We start from the raw sequence: 17,810 nt of genomic DNA, 5'->3' as shown, positions 1-17,810 counted from the left end.
TCAGCCGGCTTCGGGGTCGAACGAGCTGTCGTCGGCGGCCAGGACGTCGGGCTGTCCGGCTGCGGTGGCGCGCGGGTCCGGCTCGAGCGCGCCGTCCTGCTCGTAGGCCGCGAGCTGGGCGATCCGCCGCGCGTGGCGCTCCTCGCCCGAGAACGGGGTCGCGATGAATCGGTCGATGAACGACGCCGCCTCGGCGAAGGTGTGCTGGCGGGCGCCGATCGCGATGACATTGGCGTCGTTGTGCTCACGAGCGAGTTCGGCCGTCGCGACGCTCCACACGAGGGCGGCGCGCACCCCCACGACCTTGTTGGCGGCGATCTGCTCGCCGTTGCCGGACCCGCCGAACACGACGCCGAGGGACTCGATGCCGTCTGCCTGGTCGCGCACGACCGCCTGGGCGGCGCGGATGCAGAACGCGGGGTAGTCGTCGAGCGGGTCGTACTCGATGGGGCCGTGGTCGACGACCTCGTGACCGGCGGCGGCGAGGTGGTGCTGGAGCTGCGTCGAGAACTCGAGGCCGGCGTGGTCGGTCGCGATGTGGATGCGCATGGGCTCCATCCTAGAGAGCCACGCGCGGCGGGAAGACGCGCCTCAGGGGGCGATGCCCGCCGCGGCGGGCTTGAAGCCGGCCCGGACGTTCTCGCAGCACGCGGGCCGGCACACGTCGAACCACGGGCCGAGGTCGGTGCGGTGCGCGCGGGCGGCCGCGGGGGTCCCCTGGAGCCGCTCCTCCACGAGGTCGATCAGCCCCGACACGAAGACGGGGTCCACTCCCGGAGTCGGCGTGCGCACGGCGCGGATGCCCGCCTCGGCGGCGGCCTCCATCGCCTCGGTGTCGAGGTCCCAGAGCACCTCCATGTGGTCGCTCATGAAGCCCAGCGGCACGATCGCCACGGCCTCGATGCCCGCCGGGGGCAGACCGGAGATCACGTCGTTGACGTCGGGCTCGAGCCACGGCTGCGTGGGCGGGCCGGAGCGCGACTGGTACACCAGCTCCCACCCGATGCGCTCGGCGCCCGGCACTTCGGCGGCGACCGCCGCCATGACGACCTCGGCCACCGCCAGGTGCTGGGCGGCGTACGCGCCGCCCTCCCCCAGGTCGCGGTGCCGCTCGTCTCCCGCGCGGGGGCCGGAGCGCTCGGCATCCGCCGTCGGGATGCTGTGGGTCGAGAACAGCACGCGGACCGTCTCCGGCGCGTGGCCGTCGGAGAGGAAGGCGGCGACCGCGTCGCGCACGCCGTCGATGAACGGCTGCACGAAGCCGGGGTGGTCGAAGAACTGACGCACCTTGTCGATCGTGACCGTGTCCGCCAGCTGGGTCTCGGTCAGCACGCGCGCGAAGTCCTCGCGGTACTGCCGGCAGCTCGAGAACGAGGAATAGGCGCTGGTGGCGAGCCCGAGGAGGCGCGTGTGACCCGCGGCCGCGGCATCCGTCACCGCCTCGGCCAGATAGGGCGACCAGTTGCGATTGCCCCAGTACACCGGAAGGTCGATGCCGCGGCGGGCGAGCTCCGCCTCGAGCGCCGCCTTGAGCGCGCGGTTCTGCGCGTTGATCGGACTCACCCCGCCGAAATGGCGGTAGTGGTGCGCGACCTCCTCGAGGCGCTCGTCGGGGATGCCGCGCCCCCGGGTGACATTGCGCAGGAACGGGATGACGTCGTCCTGGCCCTCGGGGCCGCCGAACCCCGCAAGGAGCAGGGCGTCGTACGCGACCGGCTGCTCCACCCACGGGGCGCCCGGCGCAGCGGCGGGAGAGGCGAACGGGACCACGTGCTGCTCGGAGGACGTCACCCCCCCATCCTGACACCGCGGACGCGGCCCCCAGCGCGATATGATGAATTCATCATGCCGCTAACACGTCAGCAGCGTCCGCTCTACGAGGTCAAGGCGGGCCTGTTCAAAGGCCTGTCCCATCCGCTGCGCATCCGCATCCTCGAGATCCTGTCCGCCGCCGACGAGGTGGGGGTCGCCGAGCTCCAGACCGAGACCGGGCTGGAGCCGTCGCACCTCTCGCAGCACCTCGCCGTGCTGCGACGCCACCGTCTGGTGGATTCCGAGCGCCGCGCGAGCCGCGTGTACTACCGGCTCGCCGACGACAAAGTGGCCGAGCTGCTCGCGGTCGCCCGTGCGCTCCTCCTGGACGTGCTGGCATCCGAGCGCGACCTCCTCGCCGACGCCGGCTCGCTTCCGACCCTCCCCGCCCGATGAGCGGGGCGGATGCCGCGACGCCGGCGCGGCCACGCCGGCGGGCGGGTGCCGTCCTCCGGGCGCTCCTCCCGTCCGCCGCAGACTACCGCGGGCTGAGGCGGAGCTGGCGCGCGGACCTCGTCGCGGGGGTCACCGTCGGCATCGTGGCGCTGCCGCTGGCACTCGGGTTCGGGGTGAGCGCGGGCCTGACGGCGGAGGCCGGCCTCGTGACGGCCATCGTGGCGGGCGTCCTGGCCGCGGTGTTCGGCGGCTCGAACGTGCAGGTCTCGGGGCCGACCGGAGCCATGGTGGTCGTGCTCGTGCCGATCGTGGCCGCACACGGACCGGCGGCCGTGGCCGCCGTCAGCGTGATGGCGGGCGTCCTGGTCCTCCTCGCCGGCGTGCTGCGGCTCGGGCGCGCGGTGTCGTTCATCCCGTGGCCGGTCATCGAGGGGTTCACCCTGGGCATCGCGGTGATCATCTTCCTGCAGCAGGTGCCGCTCCTCGTCTCGGCCGCGCCGGCAGGGGCGGGCGAGCACAGTGCCAACGCGGTCGCCGCCGCCGTCGAGGCGGTCGCCGCGGCGGACTGGGCGTACGTCCCGTGGGCGCTCGGCGCGGCCGGCCTGGTGATCACGTGCATGATCGCCGCTCCCCGCCTGCACCCCGCCATCCCCGGCTCGCTCGTCGGCATCGTGATCGTCACGGTCCTCACCGTGCTGCTGCCGACACCGCTCGCCGCCATCGGCGCGCTCCCCGCATCGCTCCCCGCCCCGGCGCTCCCCACCCTCGACCCCGCGGTGCTCGGCGACCTCATCATCCCCGCCGTCACCGTGGCCGCCCTCGCGGCGATCGAATCCCTGCTCTCGGCCCGCGTGGCCGCCTCCCTCGCCGACACCGGCGCCTACGACCCGGACCGGGAGCTCGTGGGCCAGGGCATCGCCTCGGTGGGGTCGGGCCTGTTCGGCGGCATGCCCGCCACCGGTGCGATCGCCCGCACGGCCGTCAACGTGCGCTCGGGCGGCCGGACACGGCTGGCCTCGCTCGTGCACGCCGTCGTGCTTCTGGGCGTGGTCCTCGTCGCGTCAGGACCGGTCGGCGCGATCCCGCTCGCCGCCCTCGCGGGCGTGCTCATGCTGACGGCGGTGCGCATGGTGCACGCGGCGACGGTGCGTGCGATCCTGCGCTCGACGCGCTCCGACGCGCTCGCCTTCGGGATCACCGCGCTCGTGACGGTGTCGTTCGACCTCATCGTCGCCGTCGCCATCGGCGTGGTGTGCGCGGGCGTCTTCGCGCTGCGCACGCTGTCCCGGTCGGCGTCGGCGCACCGGGAGCCGCCGCCGGGCGAGCCGATGCCGGAGGACGAGCACATCGCCGTGGTGCGGCTGGACGGACCGCTCTTCTTCGCCACGGCGGACCGCGTCTCCGCGGCGATCACCGGTCTCAGCGGGATCTCCGTCGTGATCCTGCGGATGTCCAGACTCGAGCTGGTCGACGCGACGGGCGCGCGCGTGCTGACCGATATCGTGCAGACGCTCGAGCGCCGCGGCGTCACCGTGCTGATCAAGGGCGTGCAGCCCGGCCACGAGGAGCTGTTCCGCACCGTGGGCGTGCTGGCCTCGCTCCGCCACCAGAACCACCTGTTCACGCAGCTCGAACCCGCGCTGGAGCACGCCCGCAGCCACGTGCGACGGCGATCGGGGGCGCACACCGCGTAAGCTGGACCGGTTGTCGCCGGCGCCAGCAGCGCTGGCGGCGTCCGCCGGACCGTGTGTCCGCACAACGGGCCCAAGACATCATCCGTCATCCTCACCCACGGGAGCCGAAGCAGTGCCTGGAGAGAACCTCACCCGCATCGAGGCGCAGGAGCGCCGCGCGATCGTCGACACGCAGTCGTACGAGGTCGTGCTGGACCTCACGAAGGGCGCGGAGGTCTTCGGATCGCGCACCGTCGTGCGCTTCACCGCGACGCCCGGCGCCTCGACGTTCATCGACCTGATCGCCCGCGAGGTGCGCGAGATCACCCTCAACGGCCGCGCGCTCGATCCGGCGACGGCCTTCGCCGACTCGCGCATCGCGCTGGGCGACCTGGCCGCCGACAACGAGCTCGTCATCGACGCCGACTGCCTCTACACCAACACCGGCGAGGGCCTGCACCGCTTCGTCGACCCCGTGGACGGCGAGGTGTACCTGTACTCGCAGTTCGAGGTGCCGGACTCGCGCCGCGTGTTCGCGGTGTTCGAGCAGCCGGACCTCAAGGCGACGTTCCAGTTCACGGTCACCGCGCCGGAGCCGTGGAAGGTCGTGTCGAACTCCCCCACCCCCGAGCCCAAGAGGCACGGCGACGGCAGCGCGACCTGGCGCTTCGAGCCCACACCGCGCATCTCCTCGTACATCACCGCCCTCATCGCCGGTCCGTACGAGGCCACGTTCTCGGAGCTGACGAGCGCCTCCGGCCGCGTCATCCCGCTCGGCGTCTACGGGCGCAAGAGCCTGTGGCAGCACCTCGACGCGGACTACATCTTCGAAAAGACGCGCCAGGGCTTCGTTTACTTCGAGGCGAAGTTCGACTACGCGTACCCGTTCGCGAAGTACGACCAGCTCTTCGTGCCGGAGTTCAACGCGGGCGCGATGGAGAACGCCGGTGCGGTCACGTTCACCGAGACGTACGTCTTCCGCTCGAAGGTGACGGATGCCGTCAAGGAGCGTCGCGTCGTCACGATCCTGCACGAGCTCGCGCACATGTGGTTCGGCGACCTGGTCACGATGAAGTGGTGGAACGACCTCTGGCTCAACGAGTCGTTCGCCGAGTGGGCCTCGACCATCGCCACCGCAGAGGCCACCGAGTGGACCGAGGCGTGGACCACCTTCAACGCGATGGAGAAGACCTGGGCGTACCGCCAGGACCAGCTCCCCTCCACGCACCCCGTCGTCGCGCAGATCAACGACCTCGAGGACGTGCAGGTCAACTTCGACGGCATCACCTACGCCAAGGGCGGCTCCGTGCTCAAGCAGCTGGCCGCCTGGGTGGGCATCGAGGCGTTCTTCGCCGGCGTGGCCGCCTACTTCAAGAAGCACGAGTGGTCGAACACCGAGCTGTCGGACCTCCTCGCCGAGCTGGAGGTCACCAGCGGACGCGAGCTGTCGACGTGGTCGAAGAAGTGGCTCGAGACCGCGGGCGTCAACACGCTCGCACCCGAGATCGTGACGGATGCCGACGGCACGATCACCCGTTTCGCCATCGTGCAGACCGCCCCGGCCGACTACCCCACCATCCGCCCCCACCGCCTCGGCGTCGGCTTCTACGACCTCCAGGGCGACGCGCTGGTGCGCGTGCACCACGTCGAGCTGGACGTCGACGGCGACCTCACCGAGGTGCCGGAGCTCAAGGGCACCAAGCGTCCCGCGCTCGTGCTGCTCAACGACGAGGACCTCGCCTACGCGAAGATCCGCCTCGACGCCCAATCGCTGCAGACCGCGATCGACCACCTCGGCAAGATCAGCGACCCGCTCGCCCGCTCGCTGGTGTGGGGTGCCGCGTGGGACCAGACCCGCGACGCCGAGGCATCCGCCTCCGACTACGTCGACCTGGTGCTGCGCAACATCGGCGCCGAGACGGAGTCGACCACCGTGCGCACGACGCTCGCGCAGCTGCTGCTCGCGGCCAACGCGTACGTCGCGCCCGAGAAGCGCGAGGCGACGCGCGCCAAGGTGGCCGATGCGCTGTGGGATCTCGCACAGCGCGCCGAGGCGGGCGGCGACAGCCAGCTGCAGTTCGTCACCGCCTTCGCGTCCGCGGCGGCCACGCCGAGCCAGTGGGACACGGTGCGCCGGCTGCGTGACGGTGAGGCGGCCCTCGACGGCCTCGAGATCGACACCGACCTGTCGTGGCAGCTGCTCGTGGCTCTCGCGGCCGGAGGCATCGTGACCGACGCCGACATCGAGGCGGCCCTCGCCGCCGACAACACCGCCAAGGGCGGCGAGTTCGCCGCGCAGGCCAAGGCGGCGCTGCCGACCGCAGCGGCCAAGGCCGCGGCGTGGACGTCGCTGGTGGAGAGCGACGACCTCCCCAACACCATCGTCCGCTCCGCGGCGCTCGGCTTCGTGCACCCGGCGGGCCGTGACCTGCTCGGCGAGTTCGTGCCGCAGTACTTCGACGCGCTGCTGCCGATCTGGGACTCGCGCACGTACCAGATCGCGCAGTACCTCATCGTGGGGCTGTACCCGGCGCCCCTCGCGGACGTGGCTCTGCGCGACGCGACGCGCGCATGGCTCGAAGCGAACGCCGACGCCGCGCCGGCGCTGCGTCGCCTCGTCGCCGAGAACCTCGCCGGCGTCGAGCGCGCACTGTCGGTGCAGGACCGCGACGCCCAGTAATCCCTGATCGGATGCCTCGGGCCCGCTCTCAGGCGGGGCCGAGGCATGGAGCACCGCGACCAGAGGCTCCGCGCTCAGCTCCGGCGGCGCGGAGCATCTGGCCGTGGGGACCGTCGTCTTCGGCACCGTGGTACCACGGGGCGCCGGGGGGTTCATCCCCTGGGCGGACGCGCCGTCCCACGTCCGTTCGTAGCGTGGTGGGCATGATCGTTGCAGAACAGCTCACGAAGCGCTTCGGGGACAAGACCGCGGTCTCGCAGGTGTCCTTCGCGGTTCAGCCGGGGAAGGTCACCGGCTTCCTCGGACCGAATGGCGCAGGCAAGTCGACCACGATGCGCATGATCGTCGGCCTCGACCGGCCGTCGGCCGGCGCCGTCACCGTCAACGGCGTGCCGTACGCCCGCATGCGCGCGCCACTGACGGAGGTCGGCGTCCTCCTCGACGCCAAGGCCGTGCACACCGGGCGTTCCGCCCGCAATCACCTGCGCGCCATGGCCGCGACCCACGGCATCGGCCGCGGACGCGTGGACGAGGTCATCGAGCTCACCGGCATCACCCCCGTCGCAGGCAAGCGGGCCGGCAAGTTCTCGCTGGGCATGGGTCAGCGGCTCGGCATCGCTGCGGCACTGCTCGGCGACCCGCACACGCTCATCCTCGATGAGCCGGTCAACGGCCTCGACCCCGAGGGCGTGCGGTGGGTGCGCCAGTTCGTGCGGCATCTCGCCGCCGAAGGCCGGACGGTGCTGCTGTCCAGCCACCTCATGAGCGAGATGGCTCAGACCGCGGATCACGTGATCGTCCTCGGCCGCGGGCGGGTGCTCGCCGACGCTGAGCTGTCGGAGCTCGTGCGGGCCTGGACGAGCAACACCGTCCTGGTGCGATCGCCGCGCCTGGGCGAGCTCGTCGCAGCCGTCGAAGGGCCTGACATCACCGTCACCGCCGCCGAGCCGGGCGTCGCCGAGATCACCGGCGTCACCGCCGCCTCCCTCGGCGACCTCGCCGCGTCTCTCGGCATCCCGGTGCACGAGCTCACCTCCCGCACCGGCTCGCTCGAGGACGCATACCTCGCGCTGACGGGTGAAGCCGTCGAGTACAAGTCCAAGGAGATCGCATGACCGCCCTCGCCACCGAAGCGACGACGCGCACGCGCGTCACGTCGCCCTACCGCCTGAGCTTCGGGCGTCTCCTGCGCAGCGAGGCGATCAAGCTCCTCACCCTCCGCTCGACCTGGTGGTCGCTCGCGGTGGCCGCGGTGCTCTCCATCGGGATCTCGATGATGATCGCGAGCGCGTCCGCGAGCTTCGGTCCTGGTTATCCGGCGATCAGCGCCATCCTGTCTCCCACGCAGTTCACGATGCTGGTCGCCGGCATCCTGGGCGCCATCGCGATCACCGGCGAGTACTCGACCGGGATGATCCGTTCGACCCTCACGGCCGAGCCGCGCCGCGGTGCCGTCGTACTCGCCAAGGCGGCCGTCGTCTCGGTGCTGATGGCGCTCGTCGCCGCGCTGATCTTCGCGATCGCGATCGTCGCGACCGCCCCTTTCCTCACCGAAAGGATCGACTGGTCCGAGCCGTCGCAGTCCGCGGTGCCGCTGGGATTCGGCATCCTGTCGATGGTGGCATTCACCCTCATCGGCCTCGGGTTCGGCTTCATCATCCGCAACGGCGCCGGCGCGATCGCGACCACGGTGGGCGTGCTGTTCGTGCTGCCCATCGTCTCCAGCCTGTTCTCGATGGCCGGGGAGGGGTGGCGCTGGATCGTCGACCTCGCCGAGTACCTGCCGATGAATGCGGCGGCGGCGCTGACCACCCCCGGCGCGGAAGACGTGCTGCCGTCGCTCCTGGCCCTCGCCGGCTGGGCGCTGGTTCCGCTCCTGATCGGGTGGGGCGTGCTGCGCACGCGTGACGCGTAGAGTCGACCGGATGTCCGATCGTCACGGCGACGCCGTCGTCGGTGCCCCCGCCAGCACCGACGACGGCCTTCTGCTGCCGCGGCCGCCGGGGGTCCTGCGCCGCTTCTGGGCGCGGCATCCGCGAATCACGGACGCGCTGGTCGCCGCGGTCGCGCTTCTGCTCTCACTCCCGGCGGCGACCTTCCGCTCGGAGTTCCCGACGCCGCCCACCGGGGCGCAGACGTGGTCGGCGATCGCGCTCGTCGTCCTCGCGTGCGGATCGCTCATGTTCCGTCGCACCCGGCCGCTCCTCGTCTTCGCGGTGTGCGTCCTCCCGGCTGTCGTGCTGCCGCCGAGTCTCGTTCCCGCGACGCACCTGCTTCCCGCCTTCTCGCTCTACGCCGTCGCGGTGTACCGTTCGGCGCGCACCGCCTGGATCGCGTTCGGGGTCGCCGGCGCCGCACTCGCACTCGCCACGGCGGCGGCGGCGATCGGTGCGCCGTCGGAGCTCGGCCTGCTGGTGACCTCCCTCGTGTCGGGCCTCGTCGCGATGGTCGTGGGCGGACTGCTCGGGACCAACGTCGGAAACCGGCGCCGCTACCTCGAGGCCCTCATCGACCGATCGCGGCAGCTGCTGGTGGAGCGGGACCAGCAGGCGAAGCTCGCCGCCGCCGCCGAGCGGACCCGCATCGCGCGCGAGATGCACGACATCGTGTCGCACAACCTCACGGTCGTCGTGGCTCTCGCCGAAGGCGCCGCCGCGACGCCCGACGCCGAGCGTGCCCGCGCCGCGACGCTCCGGATCGCCGACACCGCCCGCAGTGCGCTGACCGAGATGCGCGCGATGCTGGGGGTTCTCAGGGCGCCGGGGTCCGGGCAGGAGGCGCCGCTGACGCCTGTCGACACGACGAGCGTGGCGGACACCGTCGAGGCCGCGCAGCGTGCCGGCTTCCCCGTCGTCCTCCACGCCGAAGGGCGGTGGGACGACCTCTCAGCCGAAGCCCGCTTCGCCGCGATCCGGATCGTGCAGGAATCCGTGACGAACGCGATCCGCCATGCCCCGCTCACCACCGCCATAGAGGTGCGACTCACGATGCGGGACGACCTGATCGACATCGAGGTCGTGAACGACGGCGTCCACGCGGCGCCCTCAGAGGCGGATCCCGCGCCGCCCGCCGGGTTCGGTCTGCTCGGCCTGCGCGAGCGCATCGCCCACGCGGGCGGGACACTCGAGACCGGGCCCGTGGAGGGCGGTCGCTGGGCGGTGCACGCGACGCTGCCCCGGGAGCGCAGAGAAGCAGCGACGTCGAAGGAGACCGCACCGTGAGCGACGGCATCCGCGTCGTCCTCGTCGACGACCAGGAGCTCATCCGCGTGGGTTTCCGGCTCGTCCTGGAGGCGGAGCCCGACATCGTGGTGGTCGGCGAGGCATCGGACGGCGACCAGGCCGTGCGTGCGGTCGCCGCGCACGCACCGGATGTGGTGCTCATGGACATCCGGATGCCGCGCACCGACGGCATCACGTCGACCCGCGAGATCGTCAGCGCCCACCCCGAGACGCGTGTGCTGGTCCTCACGACGTTCGATCTCGACGAGTACGCGTTCGGGGCACTCGACGCGGGTGCGAGCGGATTCCTGCTGAAAGACGCGCAGCGGGTCGAGCTGACGTCGGCGATCCGCGCCGTGCACCGTGGCGACGCCGTGCTGGCGCCCTCGGTGACCCGCCGCCTCATCGAGCGGCTGCACGCCGCCCCCGCGCCCCAGCCGATCGACGCAGGGCAGGATCCGACCGCGGGGCTCACCGACCGGGAGCGCGGTGTCTTCCTCGCGATCGCGCACGGGATGACGAACGCCGAGATCGCGCGTCAACTCTTCCTCAGCGAATCGACGGTGAAGACGCACGTCGGCCGAGTCCTCACGAAGATCGGAGCGCGCGACCGCGTGCACGCAGTGATCCTCGCGCACCGGCACCGGCTCGTCGACGCGTCGACGCCTCCGCCCCGGGACAGCAGCCCGGCGCCGTCAGCCTGAGTACGGACGCAGGTCGGCGCGCCGCCACCTCGTTAGGATCGTCACGATGATCAGCGCCCCCCACGCCGACACCGGCGAGACCTCCGACCCCGAAAGCCCCGGCATCACCGACGCCGCATTCTGGACGGGCATCGGTGACTTCTTCGTGGCCGCCGGATGGAACGTGCTGTCGATCGCGCTCATCATCCTCGGCGCCTTCATCCTCGGCTGGATCCTCAAGTTCGTGATCCGCCGCGTCGTGAACCGGATCGTGAACGGGGCGAAGTCCAAGGCGAACGTCGACGACACGCAGGCGCTCGAACGCTCCCCGCTCGCCTCGGTGCGGCTGGTGCAGCGCACCCGCACGCTGGGCTCGATCCTGCAGAACGTGGTCAACGTCACCATCGTCGTGATCGCGATCCTGCTGGTCATCAACGTCGTCGCGCCGACGGCCCTCGGGTCGCTGACGCTGCTGACGGCCGCCGTGGGCGCAGGCCTCGGGTTCGGTGCGCAGAACATCGTCAAGGACGTGCTCAACGGCATCTTCATCGTCGCCGAGGATCAGGTGGGCATCGGCGACGTCGTCGACCTGGGCCTGGCCACCGGGATCGTGGAGTACGTGAGCGTCCGGGTGACGCACGTCCGGGACGTCAACGGCACGCTCTGGTACGTGCGCAACGGCGAGATCACCCGCATCGGCAACCTGTCCCAGGGGTGGTCGCGGGTCATCATCGACCTCTCGGTCGCCGTCGACTCCGACATCGCCGAGGTCGAGCAGGCGCTGCTCGACACGGCTAAGGGGCTGGCGAAGGACCCGAAGTGGCGCACGCGCATCCTCGAGCAGCCCGAGGTGTGGGGGCTGGAGTCGATCTCGGGCGACGCACTGGTGATCCGGCTCGTGATGAAGACGCGGGCAAACGCGAAGGACGACGTCGCGCGTGAGCTGCGCATGCGACTGAAGCACACCATCGACGAGATGGGCATCAGTCTCCCCGCGCTGACCGCCGTCATGCCCACGGGCATCGAGGGCGCGCAGCGGGTGCGCGGCGCCAACCCGCCGAAGACCAAGCCGACCCCGGTCCCCCCTGCGGTCGAGAGACCGGTGTGGAAGCCCAAGCGCACCCCGAAGAAGAACCCGCAGCCCGGCGACGCCGAAGACGGCAGCACCCCCGGAGGCACGTCATGACCGACGAACACGTCAGCCCCGCTCCCGCCGAGCCCTCGGCCGTCCCGCTGAGCTTCTACGAGGAGATCGGTGGGCACGAGGCGTTCGTCCGCCTGGTGGACGCCTTCTACCGAGGCGTCGCCGACGACGAGGTGCTGCGCCCGATGTACCCCGAGGAGGACCTCGGGCCCGCCAAGGAGCGGCTCACGCTCTTCCTCGAGCAGTACTGGGGCGGACCCACGACGTACAGCGCCCAGCGCGGGCATCCGCGGCTGCGGATGCGGCATGCCGCGTTCCACGTCGACCCCGATGCGCGCGACCGCTGGCTCGCCCACATGCGGGTGGCCGTCGACGAGCTCGACCTGCCGCCGCTGCACGAGGCGACGCTGTGGGACTACCTGCAGCGGGCGGCGCACGCGATGGTGAACACCTTCCAGCCATCGGGCATCGGACCGGCCGCAGGTGCGCGGGCGGCGACCTCGCTTCCCGTCACGGCCGCTCCCCCGGCGGACCCCGACCCGTCCCGCTGACCCAGGCCACCGCCGACGAAGGAGTCGACATGCCCACTGCCAGCCACCGCACCGACGTCCTCGTGATCGGGTGGGGCCTCGCCGGCCTCGTGGCCGCGGCGGAGGCCGCGTCCGCGGGCAAGCGCGTGACGATCGTCGATCAGGAGCCGCGGTCGAACCTCGGCGGGCAGGCCTGGTGGTCGTTCGGAGGGCTGTTCTTCATCGACTCGCCGGAGCAGCGCCGGCTCGGCATCCGCGACTCGATCGAGCTGGCCCGCCAGGACTGGCTCGGCACCGCCGGCTTCGACCGCGACGAGGACCTGTGGCCGCGCCGCTGGGCCGATGCGTACCTCGACTTCGCCCACGGCGAGAAGCGCGCCTGGCTGCGCGAGAAGGGCGTGGGGTTCTTCCCCATCGTCGGATGGGCCGAGCGCGGCGGCTACACCGCGATGGGCCCCGGCAACTCGGTGCCCCGCTTCCACGTCACGTGGGGAACCGGCCCGGGGCTCGTCGCCCCGTTCCAGACGGAGGTGGAGGCCGCAGAGACGGACGGCCGGATCACGATCCTCCCCCGTCACCGCGTCGTCTCGCTCACCGTCGAGGACGGCGTCGTCACGGGTGCGACGGGCGACGTCCTGGCGCCCTCCGGCGCCGCCCGCGGGGTCGCGAGCTCCCGCGACGTGGTGGACTCCTTCGCCGTCACGGCGGGCGCGACGATCGTCGCTTCGGGCGGCATCGGCGGCAACCACGACCTCGTGCGCCGGTGGTGGCCCGCGCGCCTCGGGGCCGCACCGCAGACGATGGTGACCGGCGTCCCGGCGTACGTCGACGGCTCGATGCAGCCCATCGCGTCAGCCGCCGGCGCCCGGCTCATCAACGGCGACCGCATGTGGCACTACGTGGAGGGCATCCAGAACTGGGACCCGGTGTGGCCGGGTCACGGCATCCGGATCCTCCCCGGCCCATCGTCGCTGTGGCTGGATGCGACCGGCTCGCGTCTGCCCGTGCCCCTGTTCCCCGGCTTCGACACGCTCGGCACCCTCTCGCACCTGCGCGCGACGGGGTACGACCATTCGTGGTTCGTGCTGTCCCAGCGGATCATCGAGAAGGAGTTCACCCTCTCGGGCAGCGAGCAGAACCCCGACCTCACCGGCAAAGACCTCCGGCTGCTGGCCTCGTCGCGACTGGGCAAGGGGGCGTCCGGACCCGTGCAGGCCTTCATGGACCGGGGCGCGGACTTCGTGGTCCGCGACGACCTGGACGACCTCATCGCCGGCATGCGCGCCCTCCCCGGCGGCGAGGTGCTCGACGGCGATCGCGTGCGGCTCGAGGTCGACGCGCGCGACCGCGAGGTCGAGAACGACTTCACCAAGGATGCGCAGATCGCCATGCTGCGGTCAGCGCGCGCCTTCCGCGGCGACCGGCTCATCCGCACCGCGGCTCCGCACCGCATCCTGGATCCGAAGTCCGGTCCGCTCATCGCGGTGAAGCTGCACGTGCTGACGCGCAAATCGCTCGGCGGCATCGAGACCGATCTGTCGTCGCGGGCCCTCGGAGCCGGCGGCGAGCCGGTGCCCGGACTGTTCGCCGCGGGCGAGGCCAGCGGCTTCGGCGGCGGCGGCGTCCACGGCTATCGCGCGCTGGAGGGCACTTTCGTCGGCGGATGCCTCTTCTCCGGGCGCATCGCAGGGCGTGCGGCAGCGGCGGCGCTCTGAACGGCTTCCCGGCGCCGGTGATCGGCCGCTTCCGGTCAGCTCGACGCCGAGCCGGTTCTGCGCACGGCCGTGAGGCCGGTGGCCACCGGGCCGCGAACCAGCACGTGACCCCGGGTGAGGCTCACCCGCGTCCAGGGACCGCTGGCGAACACGCGCGCCGTCTCGGCGCCGCTGATGAAGCCGAGGCTGAGGGCCGCGAAGGCCACGCCGGCGGGCAGGCCCCCGAGCTCCTCGTCGGGGGCACCCCACACCGCGGCGCGCACCGCGCGCACGACGTCCTCGCCGGAGTCCGTGGGAACCGCATCCGAGACGCGGGCGATGCCGCCCTGGGCCGTGGCGGCGAGGGTCGACGCCTCGATCCCCGGCCGGGCGTCCCAGCCGGTCCGCGGCGGGGTGATGCCCGCCCAGGCGGGCGACAGGGCGGTCTCGGGGAGGTTCAGCGCGCGCGGGTCGTCGTCCGCCGCGGACAGAGCGGATGCCTCCACCACCAGGTCGCACACGAGCTCGGGGTCGGCGGCGAGCGTGCGCAGAGCGAGCACCGTGGGCGTCGGATCGCCGAAGCCGCGCGGAGCGAGCGCCGCCGCCGTCATGGCGAGCACGCCGCCGGATGCGGCCAGCCTCACCCCTTCGACCGTGAACCGGGCGGCGCGTCCGGCGAACGTGAGGGCGTCGGCGGCGGAGTCGGGATCGGCGAGCAGGAGGCGCGGAGACATCGCCCCTAAGCTACCAAGCGGACCTGCGGGCGGCGGACGCCCCGGGAGGGAGCAGCGTGGACCAGGACCGGAACGCCGAGGCCATGCCGGAGGCGGATCCCGTCGCCTCGATGCTGTCGGTGATCGACCTGAGCGCATCGGACGCCCGCACCACGGAGGACATCTTCACGGGCACCTCGCAGCACATGCCGCTGGGCCGGGTCTACGGCGGCCAGGTGCTGGCGCAGTCGATCGTCGCCGCGTCGAGGACGATCCCGGAGGAACGCGTCGTGCACTCCATGCACGGGTACTTCCTCAGGCCGGGCGACTCCACCGAAGGCATCACGTTCTCCGTCGATCGCATACACGACGGCCGCTCGTTCTCGACGCGCCGCACTCAGGCGTTCCAGGAGGGCGTGCCGATCTTCTCCATGATCGCCTCGTTCCAGGACGACGACCCCGGCCTGGATCACCAGGCGCCGATGCCGGACGGCGTCCCCGCGCCGGACGATCTGCCCGACGTCGAGTCGCACCTGAAGGGGCTGCATCCGATGTCCAAGCGGCTCTTCACCGATCGGCCCGTCGACCTGCGGCACATCCCCTCGCCGATCTACGCGACGGTCTCGGGTGAACGGGTGCCCCGACAGGCGGTGTGGATGCGCGTGCGACGGCCGATCCCCGACACGCCGTCGGTCCACCGTGCGGCCCTGGCCTACCTGAGCGACCTGACCATCCAGGAATCGATCCTGCGCGCCCACGGGGTGGCCTGGTCCACGCGTGGGCTCAAGGTCGCCAGCCTCGACCACGCGATGTGGTGGCACCGCTTCGGGAGGGTGGACGAGTGGATGCTGTATGTGCAGGAGTCCCCGAGCGCGCGGGGCGGGCGGGGTCTGGCCACCGGGCGCATCTACTCCGCCGACGGCACGCTGATGGCCAGCGTCGCGCAGGAGATCATGGTCCGGGTGCCGGACGAGGACTCTCCGGAGGGCTGAGTCAGCGCCGGTGGGCGTAGAGGATCGGCTCGCCGAGGTACGGCTCCCAGGCTTCCCGCTCCTGCGTCGTCAGCCGCATCGGCCGTCCGCTCTCGGCATCCACCTTGACGATGACCGTCGTGGCCCGCGCGTACACGGTCTGACTCGCTTCCGCGGTCGCGAGCGGGCTGCACACCTCGTAGCACACCTCGATGCTCGAGCCGCCGAGCTTGCCGAACCACATCTGCACGTCGAGCGGATGCCGCTGATACGGCACCGGGGCGAGGTACTCGATCTCCTGCCGGGCGATGAGCGTCAGCATCCCGCTGAAGATGCTGGAATCGAGCACGGCCGTGGACGGGGCGTCCTCTCCAGGCTCGGGCACCCAGAACGCCCGCACGCGGGCCTCTTCGAGCAGTTTCAGCATCGACGTGTTGTTGACGTGGTTGAACGCGTCGAGGTCACCCCATCTCAGGTGGATGGGGATGTGCAGGCGACGGTCGCGAGCCGCGGCCGCGACCGTCGCGTCGCCGCCGTCAGTCACGGGTGAGCTTGCGGTACGCCGTGCGGTGCGGACGCGCCGCATCGGGTCCGAGCCGCTCGACCTTGTTCGCCTCGTAGGCCTCGAAGTTGCCCTCGAACCAGTACCACCGGTCGGGGTCCTCGTCGGTCCCCTCGTACGCGAGGATGTGCGTCGCGATGCGGTCGAGGAACCACCGGTCGTGCGTGATGACCACCGCGCAGCCGGGGAACTCCAGGAGCGCGTTCTCGAGCGACTGCAGAGTCTCGACGTCGAGGTCGTTCGTGGGCTCGTCGAGGAGCAGCAGGTTGCCGCCCTCCTTGAGGGTCAGCGCGAGGTTGAGGCGATTGCGCTCGCCGCCCGAGAGCACGCCGGCCTTCTTCTGCTGATCGGGACCCTTGAAGCCGAACTTCGACACGTAGGCGCGTGAGGGGATCTCGGTCTTGCCGACCGTGATGATGTCGAGCCCGTCCGACACGACCTCCCACAGCGTCTTGTTCGGATCGATGTTCGAGCGCGACTGGTCGACGTAGCTGATCTTGACGGTCTCGCCGATCTTGAGATCTCCGCCATCGAGCGGTTCGAGGCCGACGATCGTCTTGAAGAGGGTCGTCTTGCCGACGCCGTTCGGGCCGATGACGCCGACGATGCCGTTCGGCGGCAGGCTGAACGTCAGCCCGTCGATGAGCGAGCGGCCGTCGAAGCCCTTCTGGAGCTTCTTCGCCTCGAGGACGATGCTTCCCAGGCGCGGGCCCGGGGGGATCGTGATCTCCTCGAAGTCGAGCTTGCGCGTGCGGTCGGCCTCTGCCGCCATCTCCTCATAGCGGGCCAGGCGCGCCTTGGACTTGGCCTGACGACCCTTCTGGTTGGACCGCACCCAGTCGAGCTCCTCGGCGAGTCGCTTGGCGAGCTTCGCGTCCTTCTTGCCCTGGATCGCGAGACGCTCGCCCTTCTTCTCGAGGTAGGTCGAGTAGTTGCCCTCGTAGCCGATCAGGCGGCCACGGTCGACTTCGGCGATCCACTCGGCGACGTTGTCGAGGAAGTACCGGTCGTGGGTGATCGCGATCACGGCGCCGGGGTACTTCTGCAGGTGCTGCTCGAGCCACAGCACGCTCTCGGCGTCGAGGTGGTTCGTGGGCTCGTCGAGAAGGAGCAGATCGGGCTTCTGCAGCAGGAGCTTCGTGAGCGCGACGCGGCGCTTCTCACCGCCCGACAGTGGCCCGATCTCGGCGTCGCCCGGCGGGGTCCGCAGCGCGTCCATCGCCTGCTCGAGCTGGGAGTCGAGGTCCCACGCGTCCGCTGCGTCGATCTCCTCCTGCAGGGTGCCCATCTCGGCCAGCAGTGCGTCGAAGTCGGCGTCGGGGTCGGCCATCAGACCCGAGATCTCATTGAAGCGGTCGAGCTTGGGCTTGATCGCGATGCCGTCCTGGATGTTCTCCAGCACCGTCTTCGTCTCGTCGAGCTCCGGCTCCTGCATGAGGATGCCGACCGAGTAGCCCGGAGTCAGCTTCGCCTCGCCGTTCGAGGGCTGATCCAGGCCCGCCATGATCTTGAGGATCGTCGACTTTCCGGCGCCGTTCGGGCCCACCATGCCGATCTTCGCCCCGGGCAGGAACGCCATGGTGACGTCGTCGAGGATCAGCTTGTCTCCAACGGCCTTGCGGGCGCGGACCATCGAGTAGATGTACTCAGCCATGCGGGATTCAGTTCTCCTTGGAGTCGGACGTCAGCGTCCCAGCCTACCGGCCGCCGGTGCGGCGGGCGTGTGGGCCC

The 17,810-nt window shown here is 71.3% G+C and carries 16 protein-coding genes; 11 read left to right on the top strand and 5 right to left on the bottom strand.

The features are described from left to right. Positions 1–549 (bottom strand): ribose-5-phosphate isomerase, encoded by a 549-nt coding sequence (locus ACZBH1_RS14960; RefSeq protein WP_463646835.1) that lies wholly within the window; start codon positions 547–549, stop codon positions 1–3. A gap of 42 nt (positions 550–591) precedes the next feature. Continuing rightward, complete coding sequence (locus ACZBH1_RS14955) at positions 592–1,791, bottom strand: ferrochelatase (protein ID WP_463646834.1); 1,200 nt, start codon at positions 1,789–1,791, stop codon at positions 592–594. A gap of 54 nt (positions 1,792–1,845) precedes the next feature. On the opposite strand from ACZBH1_RS14955, the gene ACZBH1_RS14950 reads away from it, so the two are divergent. From ACZBH1_RS14950 to ACZBH1_RS14905, 10 genes are all read left to right on the top strand, one after another. Beyond that, entirely contained in the window at positions 1,846–2,208 is a 363-nt protein-coding gene (locus tag ACZBH1_RS14950; protein WP_452324450.1) for an ArsR/SmtB family transcription factor, read from the top strand. After that, positions 2,205–3,902 carry a SulP family inorganic anion transporter gene (locus ACZBH1_RS14945; RefSeq protein ID WP_463646833.1) on the top strand — a complete coding sequence of 566 codons (1,698 nt, stop codon included), beginning with the start codon at positions 2,205–2,207 and terminating at the stop codon, positions 3,900–3,902. Before ACZBH1_RS14950 ends, ACZBH1_RS14945 begins: the two co-directional genes overlap by 4 nt. 112 nt (positions 3,903–4,014) lie before the next feature. Further along, the gene (pepN, locus tag ACZBH1_RS14940; protein ID WP_463646832.1) at positions 4,015–6,561 is read left to right on the top strand and encodes an aminopeptidase N; all 2,547 of its coding nucleotides are present in this window, start codon (positions 4,015–4,017) and stop codon (positions 6,559–6,561) included. Between the two features lie 203 nt (positions 6,562–6,764). After that, positions 6,765–7,676, top strand: coding sequence for an ABC transporter ATP-binding protein (locus ACZBH1_RS14935; protein WP_463646831.1), 912 nt, complete (start codon positions 6,765–6,767; stop codon positions 7,674–7,676). Next, positions 7,673–8,476, top strand: coding sequence for an ABC transporter permease (locus ACZBH1_RS14930; RefSeq protein WP_463646830.1), 804 nt, complete (start codon positions 7,673–7,675; stop codon positions 8,474–8,476). Before ACZBH1_RS14935 ends, ACZBH1_RS14930 begins: the two co-directional genes overlap by 4 nt. Positions 8,477–8,486: 10 nt before the next feature. Continuing rightward, the gene (locus ACZBH1_RS14925; protein WP_463646829.1) at positions 8,487–9,782 is read left to right on the top strand and encodes a sensor histidine kinase; all 1,296 of its coding nucleotides are present in this window, start codon (positions 8,487–8,489) and stop codon (positions 9,780–9,782) included. Then, positions 9,779–10,486 carry a response regulator gene (locus tag ACZBH1_RS14920; protein WP_463646828.1) on the top strand — a complete coding sequence of 236 codons (708 nt, stop codon included), beginning with the start codon at positions 9,779–9,781 and terminating at the stop codon, positions 10,484–10,486. The genes ACZBH1_RS14925 and ACZBH1_RS14920 overlap by 4 nt, the downstream gene beginning before the upstream one ends. A gap of 46 nt (positions 10,487–10,532) precedes the next feature. Next, positions 10,533–11,651 carry a mechanosensitive ion channel family protein gene (locus ACZBH1_RS14915; RefSeq protein ID WP_463646826.1) on the top strand — a complete coding sequence of 373 codons (1,119 nt, stop codon included), beginning with the start codon at positions 10,533–10,535 and terminating at the stop codon, positions 11,649–11,651. Further along, positions 11,648–12,160 carry a globin gene (locus tag ACZBH1_RS14910; RefSeq protein WP_463646825.1) on the top strand — a complete coding sequence of 171 codons (513 nt, stop codon included), beginning with the start codon at positions 11,648–11,650 and terminating at the stop codon, positions 12,158–12,160. Before ACZBH1_RS14915 ends, ACZBH1_RS14910 begins: the two co-directional genes overlap by 4 nt. A 29-nt stretch (positions 12,161–12,189) precedes the next feature. Beyond that, positions 12,190–13,854: an FAD-binding dehydrogenase gene (locus tag ACZBH1_RS14905; RefSeq protein WP_463646824.1), complete on the top strand. Its 1,665-nt coding sequence runs from the start codon at positions 12,190–12,192 to the stop codon at positions 13,852–13,854. 35 nt (positions 13,855–13,889) lie between these two features. Here the strand turns inward: ACZBH1_RS14905 and ACZBH1_RS14900 are convergent, their stop codons facing one another. Then, positions 13,890–14,567 (bottom strand): DUF8185 domain-containing protein, encoded by a 678-nt coding sequence (locus tag ACZBH1_RS14900; protein ID WP_336396982.1) that lies wholly within the window; start codon positions 14,565–14,567, stop codon positions 13,890–13,892. Between the two features lie 83 nt (positions 14,568–14,650). On the opposite strand from ACZBH1_RS14900, the gene ACZBH1_RS14895 reads away from it, so the two are divergent. After that, positions 14,651–15,538: an acyl-CoA thioesterase gene (locus tag ACZBH1_RS14895; RefSeq protein ID WP_336397135.1), complete on the top strand. Its 888-nt coding sequence runs from the start codon at positions 14,651–14,653 to the stop codon at positions 15,536–15,538. 1 nt (position 15,539) lies between these two features. Here ACZBH1_RS14895 and ACZBH1_RS14890 read toward each other — a convergent pair whose 3' ends face one another. Continuing rightward, the gene (locus ACZBH1_RS14890) at positions 15,540–16,061 is read right to left on the bottom strand and encodes an acyl-CoA thioesterase (RefSeq protein WP_463646823.1); all 522 of its coding nucleotides are present in this window, start codon (positions 16,059–16,061) and stop codon (positions 15,540–15,542) included. Beyond that, a complete protein-coding gene (gene ettA, locus ACZBH1_RS14885) occupies positions 16,054–17,733 on the bottom strand; it encodes an energy-dependent translational throttle protein EttA (protein WP_463646822.1) in 1,680 nt (559 codons plus the stop codon). The genes ACZBH1_RS14890 and ettA overlap by 8 nt, the downstream gene beginning before the upstream one ends. Between the last annotated feature and the right edge of the window lie 77 nt (positions 17,734–17,810).

This window comes from Microbacterium sp. ZXT2-5 (assembly GCF_055329545.1).
Note: the sequence above shows the minus strand (reverse complement) of the source record. Positions and strands in the feature narration are given on the sequence as shown.

Coding starts and splice junctions, on each gene's coding strand:
- ACZBH1_RS14960 (WP_463646835.1), bottom strand. CDS start 549: ATGCGCATCCACATCGCGACCGACCACGCCGGCCTCGAGTTCTCGACG.
- ACZBH1_RS14950 (WP_452324450.1), top strand. CDS start 1,846: ATGCCGCTAACACGTCAGCAGCGTCCGCTCTACGAGGTCAAGGCGGGC.
- ACZBH1_RS14945 (WP_463646833.1), top strand. CDS start 2,205: ATGAGCGGGGCGGATGCCGCGACGCCGGCGCGGCCACGCCGGCGGGCG.
- ACZBH1_RS14935 (WP_463646831.1), top strand. CDS start 6,765: ATGATCGTTGCAGAACAGCTCACGAAGCGCTTCGGGGACAAGACCGCG.
- ACZBH1_RS14930 (WP_463646830.1), top strand. CDS start 7,673: ATGACCGCCCTCGCCACCGAAGCGACGACGCGCACGCGCGTCACGTCG.
- ACZBH1_RS14925 (WP_463646829.1), top strand. CDS start 8,487: ATGTCCGATCGTCACGGCGACGCCGTCGTCGGTGCCCCCGCCAGCACC.
- ACZBH1_RS14915 (WP_463646826.1), top strand. CDS start 10,533: ATGATCAGCGCCCCCCACGCCGACACCGGCGAGACCTCCGACCCCGAA.
- ACZBH1_RS14910 (WP_463646825.1), top strand. CDS start 11,648: ATGACCGACGAACACGTCAGCCCCGCTCCCGCCGAGCCCTCGGCCGTC.
- ACZBH1_RS14905 (WP_463646824.1), top strand. CDS start 12,190: ATGCCCACTGCCAGCCACCGCACCGACGTCCTCGTGATCGGGTGGGGC.
- ACZBH1_RS14900 (WP_336396982.1), bottom strand. CDS start 14,567: ATGTCTCCGCGCCTCCTGCTCGCCGATCCCGACTCCGCCGCCGACGCC.
- ACZBH1_RS14895 (WP_336397135.1), top strand. CDS start 14,651: ATGCCGGAGGCGGATCCCGTCGCCTCGATGCTGTCGGTGATCGACCTG.
- ettA (WP_463646822.1), bottom strand. CDS start 17,733: ATGGCTGAGTACATCTACTCGATGGTCCGCGCCCGCAAGGCCGTTGGA.